The organism is Bacillus hominis, assembly GCF_018332515.1.
GTDB lineage: Bacteria > Bacillota > Bacilli > Bacillales > Bacillaceae_G > Bacillus_A > Bacillus_A hominis.
Genome location: NZ_BOQD01000112.1, coordinates 1 through 14,605, shown reverse-complemented (window position 1 = coordinate 14,605; position 14,605 = coordinate 1). Strand labels below are relative to the sequence as shown.

The window sequence follows — 14,605 nt, the reverse complement described above, 5'->3', positions numbered from 1 at the left end:
ACAAATGCTATTATGAATGGTTTCATTCCTTTTTGAAAGAACGCACTTTCAAGTACGATAGGTACCAAAAAGTAACATAGGCACTTTTTAGTACCGTACTACTCATTTGCCTCTTACTTATGCTATTATGAAACATATTCAACACGATAAAAAGTACGTACTTTAAAGTGCTATAGGTACTAAAAAGTAACATTTACATCATTTAGCTTCTTTCGTTGAAAAATTGAAATCCATATTCATCAGAGGAGATTTTTATATGAAGAAATACAACATTCCTGTAGAAGCAACTTTAGAGGTCATCGGCGGAAAATGGAAAGTCGTCATTCTTTGCCATTTACAAAAAGGCACAAAAAGAACGAGTGAACTAAAACGTTTAATGCCTGGTATTACACAAAAGATGTTAACACAGCAATTACGTGAATTAGAAGAAGATGGGGTTATTCAAAGAAAGGTATACAATCAAGTACCACCAAAAGTAGAATATTCCCTTACTGACTACGGATGGTCTTTAGAGTCCATTCTCGATTCTCTTTGTACTTGGGGCGAATGCCATCTTGAAAAAGGCGGTAACACATCGATGCTAATTACAGAGGGTGAACAATAAAAAAGGAAAAAATGAACATAAATTTGTCCATTTTTTCCTTTTTTTCTATATATATATGTACATTTTTAAGATAGATAAAATAATTTATGCGCTTTCATGCCTTGTCAGTACTAGGTTACAGGCTCAATATGAAATAATTAGGAATCATTTTTATGTTAACATACGTGTATATAGTATATAATAAAGGATATATATTATATACACTTTCCGATAAGGGAACTTTCCATTATGCGGACAAGCCATGTATCGGACAGTTCATAAATAATTAGGTAAGACGTTATGGTTTTAGATTTATGATTTCAGCTTACTTGCTGTCATAAATTTAAAGGCATTTTATTGTGTTTTGTGAAACTTTGTATAAACTTTCGTAAAACACGGTTACTATCTTACTTATCAAAAATAAGAGTATTGCTATCGTAAAGGAGAATTGGAGATGCCAGAAACTATGACTCAAACAAAGCCAGAACAAGAAACTGTACAAATTTCTGCTAGCCAAGGACAACTTGATGTACTTGATCAGTTGTTAAAACCTGAGGTACAAGAATCATTAACTACACTAGTGGAACAGCTTCCAAAATTAACTGAGCTTGTTAACATTTTAACTAAGTCTTATGACTTCGCTCAAACTGTTGCTACTGATGAAGTATTAAAAAATGACACTGTTAGCGCAATTACAGAACTTGTAGAACCTGTAAAAGATACAGTGAAAAGCATGGCTGCAACTGCTATCGAAGCGAAAGATCGTGCTGACGAAAGCAACGAAGTTATTGGCCTATTTGGTCTATTAAAATTATTAAAAGACCCACAAGCACAAAAAATGTTCCGCTTTGTAAATGCTTATCTTCAAATTAGTGCAGAACGTAATAATAAATAATTTAATTTATAACAACAATTAGTAAAGACGGGGGATATCATACTATGTCAAAACAAATTGTCATCTTAGGCGCTGGTTATGGCGGTCTTCTTGCCGCTTTAAACGTACGTAAATACTACAGCAAATCAGAAGCACAAGTTACAGTGATCAACCAATACCCAACACACCAAATCATCACTGAACTACACCGCCTTGCAGCTGGTAATGTTGCTGAGCAAGCAGTTGCAATGCCACTTACAAAGCTTTTCAAAGGCAAAGACATCGATCTTAAAATTGCAACAGTTGAGTCATTCTCAGTTGATAGCAAAGAAATCAAACTAGCTGGTGGCACTACGCTATCTTACGATGCACTTGTAGTTGCTTTAGGAAGTAAAACTGCTTACTTCGGTATTCCAGGACTAGAAGAAAACAGCATGGTATTAAAATCTGCTGCTGATGCAAATAAAATCTACAAACACGTTGAAGACCGTATTCGTGAATACGCTAAAACGAAAAACGAAGCTGATGCTACAATCGTAATCGGTGGTGGCGGATTAACTGGCGTTGAGCTAGTTGGTGAGCTTGCTGACATTATGCCTAAACTTGCAAAAAGCCACGGCGTAAATCCAAAAGAAGTTAAACTTCTTCTTGTTGAAGCAGGTCCAAAAATCCTTCCAGTATTACCAGACCACTTAATCGAACGTGCAACTGCTAGCTTAGAAGCACGCGGTGTTACATTCTTAACAGGTCTTCCTGTAACAAACGTTGCTGGCAATGAAATCGACTTAAAAGACGGTCAAAAAATCGTTGCTAACACATTCGTTTGGACAGGCGGCGTACAAGGTAACCCATTAATCGGTGAATCAGGTCTTGAAGTAAACCGTGGCCGTGCAACAGTTGATGCACACCTACAATCTACTTCTCACAAAGACGTATTCGTTGCTGGAGACAGCGCTGTTGTCTTTGCTGAAGACGGTCGTCCATACCCACCAACTGCACAGATCGCTTGGCAAATGGGTGAGTTAATTGGATACAACTTATACGCAGCACTAGAAGGCAAAGCATTCGAGGAGTTCGCACCTATAAACTCTGGAACACTTGCTAGTCTAGGACGTAAAGATGCTGTTGCTACAATCGGAGCAAGCAACACTCCGCTTAAAGGTTTACCAGCATCATTAATGAAAGAAGCAAGTAACGTTCGTTACTTATCACACATTAAAGGTCTATTCAGCTTAGCTTACTAATCTGAATATAAGCCCGAATCATGCCCTGCATGGTTCGGGCTATTTTTATCCGTAATTTTCTCTAACTTATTTATTCGGCAAAAGAATAATATAATCCTCTTTAATTATCAAAATATACTGACTTTTTATGTCGGAATTGTGTATATGAAAAGAGCGGAAGTAGCTATCTTCCCTACCTCCACTCTTTCACAAGAACTATTCGCCCAATTCCACTAAGCTGTAGTTCTTCTTCCCTTTACGAATAATAATAAACCTTCCATCAAATGAATTTTCTACAGTAACATCAGTACCTACATCCGTTACTTTTTCACCATTCATAGATATAGCCCCATTATTAATATCTTCACGCGCTTGACGTCTAGAAGGTTCAATTCCTAAATCAACTAACCACTCTACAATGTTTTTCGTCTCTTTTGAAGATTGGAATGTCGGCATCTCTTTAAATCCTTGTTCAATTTCATCAGCTGTTAACGATTTAATATCTCCGCTAAATAACGCTGCTGTAATTTTCATAGCCTGCAAAAATGCTTCTTCTCCATGAACGAATTTCGTCATTTCTTCTGCTAATACTTTTTGTGCTTCACGTTTATGAGGCTCTGTTTCTACTTTCACAGCTAATTCATCAATTCTCTCTTTCGTTAAGAACGTAAAGTATTTCAAGTATTTAATTACATCACGGTCATCTGTATTCACCCAAAACTGGTAAAATTCAAACGGTGTTGTTTTTTCAGGATCAAGCCAAATAGCACCACCTGCTGATTTACCAAATTTCGTACCATCCGATTTTAATAATAACGGAATTGTTAGCCCGAATACTTTCGCCTCATGACCTTCTAATTTACGAATTAAATCTAAACCACTCGTAATATTTCCCCATTGATCACTACCACCGATTTGTAATTGAACATCTTCTTCTTTGTATAAATGATGGAAGTCCATTGCTTGCAAGATTTGGTACGTGAACTCTGTGAAAGAGATTCCTGTATCTAAACGACTTGCGACAATATCTTTTGCTAACATGCTATTTATGCTAAAGTTTTTTCCGTAATCACGTAAAAACTCGATAATGTTTATTTTATGTGTCCAGTCATAGTTATTTACCATCTTCACTTCGCTATTGCCGCCAAAGTCAAATAGCTTTTTCATTTGCGCTGTTAACGCATCTACATTATGCTGGACTACTTCTAAAGTTTGCAATTGGCGCTCTGATTGACGACCACTCGGATCACCAATTGTTCCTGTTGCTCCGCCGATTAAAATAACAGGATGATGGCCAGCTAATTGGAATCTCTTCATCATCATAAACGGAATCAAATGTCCGATATGCATACTATCACCAGTCGGATCCACTCCGCAGTATAGTGAAATCTTTTTCTCTTCTACTAACTTACGTAAACCTTCTTCATCTGTCTGTTGATTCACAGCACCGCGCCATCCTAATTCATCAATAATATTCATCTTTTGTCATCCCCTTTATTTTTTAAAAACAAAAAGTCCCTATGTCTATGACATAGGGACGATTATTCACCGTGTTACCACCCAGTTTGCATAAATAGCATAGCTATTCATACCACTCTTAGCAATAATATCGTTTGCTACTCCGCTTAGCGTTACCTAAGATACTCCAGAGTGTAATTCACAGGTTTGTTTGTGCTAGGTTCCAGCAACCCCTAGCTCTCTTTGATAACAGTGACAAACTGCTACTGGGCTCTTTCAACGTATATTTTATTTGTTAAATTATTAGCCATTATATTGAATCGAAAACAAATTGTCAACAATACCCAAATATTATTCTGAAATAATTCATATTTTTATACGTTTTTATTCAAAGGTTACTGTAGATCTTCTCCAATAATCCTTACTTCTCGCTCTAATTTCACACCGAATTTTTCTTCAACAGTTTTTTGTACGAAATGAATTAAATCGATATAATCTTGTGCAGTTCCATTATCAACATTCACCATGAATCCAGCGTGTTTTAAAGAAACTTCCACTCCGCCAATTCGCTTACCTTGCAGTCCTGATTCTTGAATAAGTTTACCCGCAAAATTATTTGGTGGACGCTTAAATACACTACCACATGAAGGATACTCTAACGGTTGTTTTGATTCACGTTTAAACGTTAAATCATCCATTTTTTCCTTGATTTCTTCACGCACACCTTCTTCAAGTTCAAACTTCGCTTCAAGAATAATATAATGATTGTTCGCAAATACACTCTTACGATATCCAAATTCAAATTCATCTTTCGTTAAAGTGCATAGCTCTCCATCACCTGTCATTACAACTGCTTCTGTTAATACATAGGCTACTTCACCGCCATATGCACCAGCATTCATATATAATGCTCCGCCGACTGAACCTGGAATACCACAAGCAAACTCAAGTCCTGTTAAACAGTGATCCAATGCAATTCGTGACACATCAATAATTGCTGCACCACACCCCGCAACAATCGTTGTCCCTGTTACAGTAACACCTGTAATATGAATTAAACTTACTGTAATCCCGCGAAGACCACCATCTTTAATAATAACATTAGATCCGTTTCCTAAAAACGTAACTGGAATATTGTATTGATTCGCATACTTTATGACTTCTTGAATTTCATCATAATTCGTAGGAGCAACGAACACATCCGCTTTCCCGCCCACTTTAATATGCGTATGATTCTTTAACATTTCATCTTGCTTCACATGACCTTCAGGCAATACTGTACTTAAATATTTATAAACCTCTTGCATATTCATTTTACGATTCCTCTATTTCTATAATCTTTTTATCCCGCTATCCACAGGCCCATAATATCCCCACATAACAATGCGCTACAAATAAAAAGCATAAGTGGTAGATAAAGTGTACATAAAACACACCTATAAACCTCTTAAATTATAAGAGGTTCCACTCATATTAAAATATATATCGCATAATAAAGCAACCCAAATGGGCTACTAAACTTGACATGTAACCATATAGACAACAATTTGTAAAATATATAGGTTTTTCAAAGCAATACCCTTCAGTATCTTACTATACCATATGAAAGAAAAGTGGTATTTTTTGTAATCTTTTTTTATTTTCATCAATAAAAAAAGAGCACATCCCACAGAATGTGCCCTTTCTATACTCTTTAAATTATTTTTCGTTCTCTTCTTTTTCCTTATCAAACCATAATAGCTCATCGTCATCAACTTCACCATTATAATTGATTAGAATCTCTTCGCCCGCTTTTATATCTTTGTAAGCAAAGAAGTTAAACATATGATTCTCAAAGACAATATCATACGTTGCATTCGGCTTATATGAATGATTAAATAACATGCCGTATCCTAAAAGGAATGCCGTATGATTTACCCCATACTCAAATGCGTAGTCAGCAAGTAACGTTTTCTCAATGTGTTCATGCTGTTCATTCGGATAAGAGATAACTGGTGCTGAGTGTATCAACTCACCCTTTTCAATATCACGAGTTGCAAATACACCTCTATTAAATTCTCCATCACTAAGTTCAGAAGTCTTAACTTCAATCATATTCGTCACCTATATATTTCTTTCTTCGAAGTATTTTTCTCCTTAAGCTTGGCAGAAAACGCGGAGAAAAGCAATTAAATTCCTACCAAGTATAAAAAGAGCACATTATTGCGCTCTTTTTACGTGATATTCTATGAAGCCCCGCGTATCAATTATTTCAGTTTAAATACCGCGCTCACTGGGTTATGATCACTATTTTCAAATTTTAAATCTTTGCCTTGTACATTCACAATCTCGACATTCGGTGAAACGATAAAACCATCAATAATAGTGACGAAATTTTCACCTTCCACGTATTTCTTCACATCATCCCTTACTGTCATAATGGAAGGGTCTACAGCCCATTGAAATCCTCCGTCCGCGAAATCCGTTGGTAACTCTACTAGCCATTCAGGACGCTCTTTTACAAACTTAGGATCGCTTAATTGGGCATTAGAAAGTAACTGGTTCCAATCTCCACCTAATATTACATAATCACCATTTTGATAACACTTGTTCATATATTCTTTTAAATATTCCGCTTGTTGCTTTCTAATTTTTCCGCCCTCATCATAAGCAGATAAATGTACGTTTACGAGCCTAACATACTTCCCATTATTAACAGGGATTTTATGTTCAACGATCGCTCGATCTAAATCGAATAAACGCTTCGGCCAAGGCTCCATTCCTGGTAGTTGGAACCGCGTTGCTGTTTGAACTGTGTATTTAGAAAATGTACTTAATCCTCCCTCAGCATATCCCATCGGTTTTGTGACTGGGACAGGAACCCACTTAGTATCGTAGTTCTTCCCAAATGATGAAGCATAATCAGGTAATCCTTTTTTCAAAAACTCATGTTCATTTACATCAAATGAGCGTTTGGATTTTATATCAACTTCTTGCAATAACGTAAAATCGCTATTCTCATTTTGTAAAAATGAAAGCATATTTTTCAAATTAATCTCAGTTTGCTCCTTGCTACTCGAACCAGATCCTTTTCCACCGTCCATAAAGAAGTCTTGGTCCTTATCTAATCCAGCGTATCCAATATTAAATGTTGTAACTTTAAATTCATTTCCTGGCTGCAGTACACGCTCTTTATTATTTTCAACCTTTACGTCTAAAACATTCGCTGGCTGTTCTTTTGTAAGTGTCATATAAGCTAAAAAGCCACCTAGAATACAGGCCACTATTAAAATAAATATTAATACTATTTTTAAAAATTTCTTCAAAACACATGACTCCTTTTTCTACAAAATAAGTTTTTTCTGTATTTTCAGTTAAATAAATATACATTAAAGACACAAGAAATATTTTACCACAAGGGAAACTATATATCATTATATTTAGTTAACAAATAATTTCCATATCTCTCACAGCAATTATCTTGAAATTCAATCATAACATTTAATAAGGTAAGCTTGTGAAGAAATTACAGTACATATCAGAGAAATTACAGATTCAAAGAATATACAGATCCTCCTTTCAACACTTTTCATTAACATATTTATTGGTAATCCAAAATAATATTTAGTACACTATAAATAGAACTTATAGGCGATGGAGTTCGCCATAACTGCTATTTAGCTAATGACTCCTACCAGTATGACTACTGGTAGGAGTCTATTTTTTTTGAGTAAACTATTAGAGAGGTGAAGAAATTGAAATACATTATTGTTGGCATAGCCGGTATATTAGGAGCTCTTTCCCGTTATTATTTAGGTTTTACTATCGATATGCTTTGGCATCATTCATTACCATTCGCTACATTAACGATTAACTTAATTGGTTGTTTCTTACTTGCTTTGCTAACCACCTATATCGCCCGGTTAAACGTCTTATCTTCTGAAGTTATTACAGGGATTGGAACAGGGTTTATCGGTTCATTTACGACCTTTTCAACATTCAGCGTCGAAACTATACAGTTAATCAATCATTCACATTTTGGTATCGCATTTTTATATGTGTCATGCAGTATGCTAGGCGGTCTAATGATGTCTTTGCTTGGCTATAAACTTGGAGATTTTTTACTACAAAAACACCTTGAGGAAGGTGAACCATCATGATTAATGCTTTATTAATAGCAGTCGGCGGATTCTTCGGTGCCATTACACGATTTGCAATTAGTAATTGGTTCAAAGAAAGAAATAAAACTTCATTTCCAATTGCTACATTTCTCATTAATATAACAGGAGCATTTTTACTCGGATATATAATTGGCAAAGGGATAACTACAAGTTGGCAATTATTATTAGGCACAGGATTTATGGGTGCCTTCACTACATTTTCAACGTTTAAATTAGAATCTGTTCAGCTTTTCAACCGCAAAAACTTTGGCGTACTATTTCTATATTTAAGCGCTACTTATATGATTGGTATCCTCTTCGCATTCCTTGGGATGAAGTTAGGTGGAATATAAAAAAAGCGACTCTTTTACCGGTCGCTTTTTTTCATAAAAAGTATGTTGCACCATATGGAATTGAAAATAAACCAGCTGGATACACATCATAATGTATACTTTGCACAGGAAGCTGCGAATACGACATATACTGACTCTGCATCATTTGTGCTACTTGTGCTTGTTGTTGCATTTGAATGGCCTGATGCACTGCCTGAATTGTCATCTGTGCCCCGGCCAATGTAATAGCTGGTCCTACTTGTCTTCCAGTGTAAAAATAATGGTTCATCATTATTCAGCTCACTTTTTATTTTTCTTCCATATTGTATGTTCCTATTTCATAGTAAGTGTTTTACCACGCTTTCTTTTTTCGAAGCATCGAGAAAATAGCCACGAACAAAATCGCAATAATTCCAGTAAAAACAAATAAATAAGCTAATGGAATTAAGAAAAATGGTTCCACTAAAGTTCCATCTGGCTTCACTTCCGAACCAATTATATTAAACATAATTATACATAACACTCCTAAAAATATCGGACTAGCCGCTAATACATATTTGTTTTTCATAATATATTCTCCTTCAATTTCATAATTAATTGATTTGTATTCCTTTTCCCTATTCTTACTACCATTATAATAAATTCAAGTGTATTATAAGTCAACAACTATTTATCGTTTTACAATAAATATTTACTATTTATCACAATAAAAAAAGCTATAGACAAATCATTGTCTATAGCCTCTTCACTCAATTATTTCGATCCGAAATACGCTTTTTGGAACATACACATTCTTATCGCATTATGGTAGTTACCATCAACGAAAAATTCATCTTGCAGCTCACCTTCAACTACAAATCCAACCTTTTTATAAACATGTACAGCCTTTTCATTCTCTTTATCAACAACTAAATAGAGTTTATGCATATTTAACACAGAAAAAGCGTAATCCATCGCCAAACGCGTTGCTTCCGCTGCGTATCCATAACCTTGATACTTCGGATCAATGATAATTTGGAATTCTGTTCTACGGTGAATATAATCGATTTCTACTAATTCGACCAATCCAACCATCTCATTATCTTTTTCAACGATAAATCGGCGTTCACTTTGATCATGTATATGTTTATCATATAAATCCTGCAGTTCTACAAATGCCTCATACGGCTCTTCAAACCAATAAGACATAATATGTGCGTTATTATTAAGTTCGTGTACAAACTTTAAATCTTCCCGTTCTAAAGGACGTAATTTCAATTCCTGATTCATTCCTATAACCTCCAAATAAAAGAAACCTCTTCACTTAATTTCTCAATTTTTTTCGATTTCAAACGCCCTATTTACATTGTAAACTTTCAAGTAACTTGAAGGTCAAGTTGAAAAAGTAGCGCAAACTTATTTCTGCACTACTACTCTTTTCTCAAATCTCTCATATTTGATATGTATAAAGCAATGACTAAAACAAGAATGGACCCTGCATACAATAACGTCTCCATTGGTTCCTCATGAGATACAATAATTAACCGAATTAAAGCCGTAATTCCAATATAAATAAAATAACGCAATGGGAAATGATAGTTCGATTTAAAATACTTAATAATTAATGCGATAAACTCGAAGTATAAGAAATAGACGATGATACTTTCAACCAACTTATACGATGTATACTTCTTCGCCGAAAATATGTATTGAATAAATGTGATTGTCTCATTAATTAAAAAGATGGATAAGACAATGGACAATATAATTAGCGCTATATTTAATATCCACTGCAAAACGCTAGCTATATAATGATCGATATTAAATTTCACTTCCACACTCCCCTTCATGTAAATACTTATTTATTATAGCAAAATTATAATTGGAGCGGAGTTAGATTAAATATGATCGACCTCTTTCACTACCACTTCACCATTAGGATATCTTTGCTTAATATAGTTGTTTCCCCAATCGCAAAGTACTTTTAAAACCTCTTTTAATGATTGTCCCTGTTCAGTAAACATTTTTTGTGTAATACCCGTTACCGATCTTTTTAACTCACCCGTTCTTGTCGGTCCGCTTGTTAAATGATATAAACTAATTCGAAGATAGAATAGACAAACTCAAGTAAGTATAAGTTTGCCCATTTTGTTTGTTATTTACCTAGAGACGCCACGCTAACCACATATGAATGTGAAAACTATTTAAAAATTTTTATCCCAATCGGTCTCTTTTTTTTACTTTTTGTTACAAATCCAATAATAAGAAATGCAACAATAGATACTAAATAAAGCAACCATACAAGTTTCAATGGCGGAATTGCACAATGTTTTTCATGTTTATAATACAGTATCGATATTTATTATTTTTAATATTAGAGATAAATAATATATTACAAACCATCTAACTGAAAATCTGATTTCATCTCATTCCAAAAATCAACAAGTAAACTAGGCCTTTAATTGTTAGGTAAATCTAATATGTATTTTATTTTCTTACTATTTTTTTCGCCTAGATATACTAATTTCACCGATGTATTAAGTGTAACTCCCCAGCTTTCTCTCATTTTCATTGTTACAATACCTTTATGATTTTGTAACCTCTCCCATGAAACTATTGTTTTCTTTGTACTCTCATTAAACATTCCATTCGTCTTGTTAGCACCTTTTAAAGGTGCCAATATATGCAAATCTGTAAAAATTGTTTGTTCCGTTTGCGTGTTATTTGTTGCCTCAATATCAAAAACATAATGAATTTCTTTATTTCCGTTATCATCAATTACTTGTTTCTTCTTAAAAGAATTAATACTAACTTTAAATATATCTGTATCAAATGACTTACCTAGATTAATATTCTCTGATTTCACAATATAAGATTCATTAAAATTATTTACTACCTGATATCTCCAACATGCTCCTAATATAAAAAGTGTACCAATAATCACAAAAACATATCGCTTTTTATTCATATCTTTCTCCCTCTACATCTCTGAAGATAGTGATACTTTACCATTTTCAACTAGGAATATTTTGTCCGCAATTAAATTTAACGTTTCACTATCATGACTCGCAACTAATATCGTTGTACCTTTAGACTTTAAACCTAATAAGATTTTAGTTATATCCTTAATTCCATCTTCATCTAAAGCGTTTGTCGGTTCATCTAAAATTAATAACTTAGGGTTTTCCATAATTGCTTGCGCTATACCCAATCTTTGTTTCATCCCAAGTGAATATTTTTTCACTTTCCTTTTATCTTCTGGATTTAATCCTACGAGCTCCATTGTTTCACTAATTGTTTTATCCGTTATTTTATTTTGAATAGAAGCTAATATTTTTAAGTTTTTAAACCCTGTATAGTCTGGAATGAACCCTGGATATTCAATAATAATGCCTGTATTTTCAGGAAACGGATGATCAATACCAATCATTTTTCTATCGATTAATATTTCACCACTATCTATTTTCATCAATCCTAATAAAGCTCTAAAAAACATTGTTTTACCAGAACCATTTCTCCCTTTAAAACCATAAATCTTTCCTTGTTCTAATTCTAAATTAACATCATTTAAAATAACATTACCCTTTAGCATTTTAGAAACACGCTTAATCTCAATGTATATCATCAGAATCATCCTTTCTATTAACAAATTCAAATGTTTTCCCTACCAAATAACAACTTATCCATAGAAAAAAAGCGCATAAAAGAAAGTAGGATATAGAATATAGAAAATGTTCACTATTAAAATAGAATAAATTCTTGCGGATTAACATACTATCGAATGGATTACATACAACCGGTATAAATATAGTCATGGTAACAATCACAATAATCACCATATATGAAATAACACTTTTTAATTTAGTAGATACGATTAAATAAACCCAAACTAACAAGACAGATGTTATTACTTGTAAAGTAAAGCTTTTTATAACAAAAATAATTTCTTTTACGTGATTAAAAATTTTAGGGTTAACATTTTCTGTATATATTCCCCAGTTAAATTGATACGAACAAAAAATACCGCCCCAGAATAACACGGCAATATAAAATAATACAGTTATACAAATAGCTAATATACCTGTACTAATAAACTTGCTAAACAACACTTGATACCTAGACACTTTTCTTGCTAAAAGATACGGTGTCTGTTGTATAAAATCGGCTCTTACATAAGTACCTAATATAAAACAATAAGATAATTGTAATATAAGCCATGTTACTGGAAGCTGGAATCGTCCCATTTCAACTTCTTTAAAGGATATCCCTTTTAGTAATTCATATAAAACATCAAGAACCGTTATAGTATTTGAAGGTAGCTCTCTATACTCGGTTGATTGCTTTAATAAAAATACCTCTCCCCCCACCAATGCACTATAAACAATACATGCTATTATCAATCTTAATTTCATAATATGAATGCTTAATATTAAATCCCTTTTTACTAATTTATAAAAAACACTATTTTTCATCGTAATTAATCACTTCCGTTATATAAGTCCATCCGATGTAAACAAATATTCAATATGGAAAATAAAATACTAATAATCCCTACCATAAAAGCTAATTTCATCAAGCTTATACTTGTTAGAAATAAATCTTTTTCTTGAAAAACCAAACCATTCGACCAAAATAAGGAAAAATTATATTTTTTTTCTAATAACTGATCAATTGTAATAAAAAAGTAAATACTAAAAATACAAATAGCTTTATTTTTAACAAAACAAATTAATATTTGTGCAAAAATACATATCGCTACAGTTACTAGCCATAACGATACTATAAAATATGTAATTACTAACCAACTTGAAGATGGAAGCAACCAAATTACTATTTTTTCTCTTACAATTAAAAAATTAATCCCTATAATTAACAGATAGATACTCGAATAGATAATTGCTAGACTCACAATCTTTATTATTAAATGAACACAATATGATTGACGAGTTTTATGTCTAAAATACACGTAAACATTCTTATCCATATAATTAAACGAATAGAAAAAAAGCAACAATAATGGCAGATAACTAAATAAAACTATCTTCATATCTCTTGAAGTAATAAGAAATAAAAACAAAGAATCATTAGATAAAAAGTAAACGGATCTAATCAAGGGAATAGACACACCGGCTATAAGAAATAAAATATTAATCACAAATAACCCTCGTTTTTGAAACAACTCTAATAAATAAATTTTCAAAAGGTTATAAAATAACATGTCGTTTTACTCCCCTTAAAAACAAAACTACTGATAAAACAAAAATCCCTACCAACACTAAAATAGAAACAATAATATTTGCTCCATGATATATATGAGATTCAGATAAGAAATATATAGGAGCAAGAGGCGTAGGATAAAACAAATTAATTATCATTAAAAAGAGCTGTAATAAAAAAGCACTTAATAAAGTTATAAAAGTATGCTTTGCATAAAAGGATATACTAAGAGAAAACAAAGCAAAGGCTCCACCATAAAAAAACGCTATAAACATATATAAAATCATATGAATAAACGGATGTTCAAAATATATACTAATAAAAAAGGTTGCCCGCTCATACATCCCTATATTGGAATTTAAAATTTCGTCAGGAGTTATATTTGGAAGAAACATAAACGATAAAAAAATGTTTAAAATTAATGGAGTAATAACGACAACACCACCGATAAGAAAGGTCTTACTAAACAGCTTAAGAAAATACATTTTATAATTACTTCTCATAATTACAAACAAAAAAGAACCATTCCTTTTATCTTCCTGAAAGATTGATGAACTAGGTAAACTTGCAATCACTGGAAGTATAAAGAAAAATAAAAAGGAAGGTGTTACAACACTATTAATTCCCATCCAAGTTGTATATGGAGTGAAGATAACATCCCTTTTATCAGCAAGTGGAATTACGTAATATAATATATATACACAAGATAAGGATATTCCTAACACAAGCGAAAAATAAAGATTCTTATTATTCATTCTTTTCTCAAAATACTTATCCATATTTCACCTCTTAGAAAATCA

18 protein-coding genes, 1 riboswitch and 1 other annotated feature are annotated in these 14,605 nt (G+C 32.9%); of the genes, 5 read left to right on the top strand and 13 right to left on the bottom strand.

Translation table 11 applies throughout. The features are described from left to right. Positions 1-256: 256 nt before the first annotated feature. The 3 genes from KI356_RS12640 to KI356_RS12630 all read left to right on the top strand — a co-directional run bounded on the left by KI356_RS12640 (position 257) and on the right by KI356_RS12630 (position 2,701). Positions 257-604: a winged helix-turn-helix transcriptional regulator gene (locus KI356_RS12640; RefSeq protein WP_128281890.1), complete on the top strand. Its 348-nt coding sequence runs from the start codon at positions 257-259 to the stop codon at positions 602-604. Between the two features lie 433 nt (positions 605-1,037). Then, positions 1,038-1,478 (top strand): DUF1641 domain-containing protein, encoded by a 441-nt coding sequence (locus tag KI356_RS12635; RefSeq protein ID WP_002124127.1) that lies wholly within the window; start codon positions 1,038-1,040, stop codon positions 1,476-1,478. 44 nt (positions 1,479-1,522) lie between these two features. Next, a complete protein-coding gene (locus KI356_RS12630; protein WP_212935579.1) occupies positions 1,523-2,701 on the top strand; it encodes an NAD(P)/FAD-dependent oxidoreductase in 1,179 nt (392 codons plus the stop codon). Between the two features lie 195 nt (positions 2,702-2,896). On the opposite strand, the gene tyrS is transcribed toward KI356_RS12630, so the two are convergent. The 4 genes from tyrS to KI356_RS12610 form a co-directional block, all read right to left on the bottom strand. Then, positions 2,897-4,159, bottom strand: coding sequence for a tyrosine--tRNA ligase (gene tyrS / locus KI356_RS12625; RefSeq protein ID WP_128281888.1), 1,263 nt, complete (start codon positions 4,157-4,159; stop codon positions 2,897-2,899). Positions 4,160-4,210: 51 nt separating this feature from the next. Beyond that, positions 4,211-4,427 (bottom strand) — a binding site (T-box leader). 106 nt (positions 4,428-4,533) lie between these two features. Beyond that, a complete protein-coding gene (gene murB, locus KI356_RS12620; RefSeq protein ID WP_002124123.1) occupies positions 4,534-5,451 on the bottom strand; it encodes a UDP-N-acetylmuramate dehydrogenase in 918 nt (305 codons plus the stop codon). Between the two features lie 385 nt (positions 5,452-5,836). Further along, positions 5,837-6,232: an SET domain-containing protein gene (locus KI356_RS12615; protein ID WP_002124122.1), complete on the bottom strand. Its 396-nt coding sequence runs from the start codon at positions 6,230-6,232 to the stop codon at positions 5,837-5,839. A gap of 152 nt (positions 6,233-6,384) precedes the next feature. Next, entirely contained in the window at positions 6,385-7,443 is a 1,059-nt protein-coding gene (locus KI356_RS12610; RefSeq protein WP_128281887.1) for an endonuclease/exonuclease/phosphatase family protein, read from the bottom strand. Between the two features lie 315 nt (positions 7,444-7,758). Next, positions 7,759-7,818, top strand: a riboswitch (Fluoride riboswitch). A gap of 54 nt (positions 7,819-7,872) precedes the next feature. On the opposite strand from KI356_RS12610, the gene crcB (KI356_RS12605) reads away from it, so the two are divergent. Both crcB (KI356_RS12605) and crcB (KI356_RS12600) read left to right on the top strand, forming a co-directional pair. Beyond that, a complete protein-coding gene (gene crcB, locus KI356_RS12605) occupies positions 7,873-8,277 on the top strand; it encodes a fluoride efflux transporter CrcB (protein WP_212935578.1) in 405 nt (134 codons plus the stop codon). Continuing rightward, positions 8,274-8,630, top strand: a complete 357-nt coding sequence (gene crcB, locus KI356_RS12600; RefSeq protein WP_212935577.1) for a fluoride efflux transporter CrcB — start codon at positions 8,274-8,276, stop codon at positions 8,628-8,630. Before crcB (KI356_RS12605) ends, crcB (KI356_RS12600) begins: the two co-directional genes overlap by 4 nt. Positions 8,631-8,661: 31 nt before the next feature. On the opposite strand, the gene KI356_RS12595 is transcribed toward crcB (KI356_RS12600), so the two are convergent. The 9 genes from KI356_RS12595 to KI356_RS12555 all read right to left on the bottom strand — a co-directional run bounded on the left by KI356_RS12595 (position 8,662) and on the right by KI356_RS12555 (position 14,584). Then, positions 8,662-8,901, bottom strand: coding sequence for a DUF3947 family protein (locus tag KI356_RS12595; RefSeq protein ID WP_000980974.1), 240 nt, complete (start codon positions 8,899-8,901; stop codon positions 8,662-8,664). Positions 8,902-8,961: 60 nt separating this feature from the next. Then, a complete protein-coding gene (locus KI356_RS12590; protein WP_128281884.1) occupies positions 8,962-9,177 on the bottom strand; it encodes a DUF3955 domain-containing protein in 216 nt (71 codons plus the stop codon). 185 nt (positions 9,178-9,362) lie between these two features. After that, positions 9,363-9,878 (bottom strand): spermidine N1-acetyltransferase, encoded by a 516-nt coding sequence (gene speG, locus KI356_RS12585; RefSeq protein ID WP_002124111.1) that lies wholly within the window; start codon positions 9,876-9,878, stop codon positions 9,363-9,365. 140 nt (positions 9,879-10,018) lie between these two features. Next, positions 10,019-10,438: a phosphate-starvation-inducible protein PsiE gene (gene psiE, locus KI356_RS12580; RefSeq protein ID WP_128281881.1), complete on the bottom strand. Its 420-nt coding sequence runs from the start codon at positions 10,436-10,438 to the stop codon at positions 10,019-10,021. A gap of 48 nt (positions 10,439-10,486) precedes the next feature. Further along, the gene (locus tag KI356_RS12575) at positions 10,487-10,690 is read right to left on the bottom strand and encodes a winged helix-turn-helix transcriptional regulator (RefSeq protein WP_128281995.1); all 204 of its coding nucleotides are present in this window, start codon (positions 10,688-10,690) and stop codon (positions 10,487-10,489) included. A gap of 356 nt (positions 10,691-11,046) precedes the next feature. Beyond that, on the bottom strand, positions 11,047-11,556 hold the full coding sequence (locus KI356_RS12570) for a hypothetical protein (RefSeq protein ID WP_128281880.1): 510 nt from the start codon (positions 11,554-11,556) through the stop codon (positions 11,047-11,049). A 12-nt stretch (positions 11,557-11,568) separates the two neighbouring features. Continuing rightward, positions 11,569-12,213 (bottom strand): ATP-binding cassette domain-containing protein, encoded by a 645-nt coding sequence (locus tag KI356_RS12565; RefSeq protein WP_128281879.1) that lies wholly within the window; start codon positions 12,211-12,213, stop codon positions 11,569-11,571. Next, entirely contained in the window at positions 12,200-13,060 is an 861-nt protein-coding gene (locus tag KI356_RS12560) for a hypothetical protein (RefSeq protein WP_212935576.1), read from the bottom strand. Before KI356_RS12560 ends, KI356_RS12565 begins: the two co-directional genes overlap by 14 nt. A gap of 732 nt (positions 13,061-13,792) precedes the next feature. Then, entirely contained in the window at positions 13,793-14,584 is a 792-nt protein-coding gene (locus KI356_RS12555; protein WP_212935575.1) for a hypothetical protein, read from the bottom strand. Positions 14,585-14,605 lie beyond the last annotated feature (21 nt).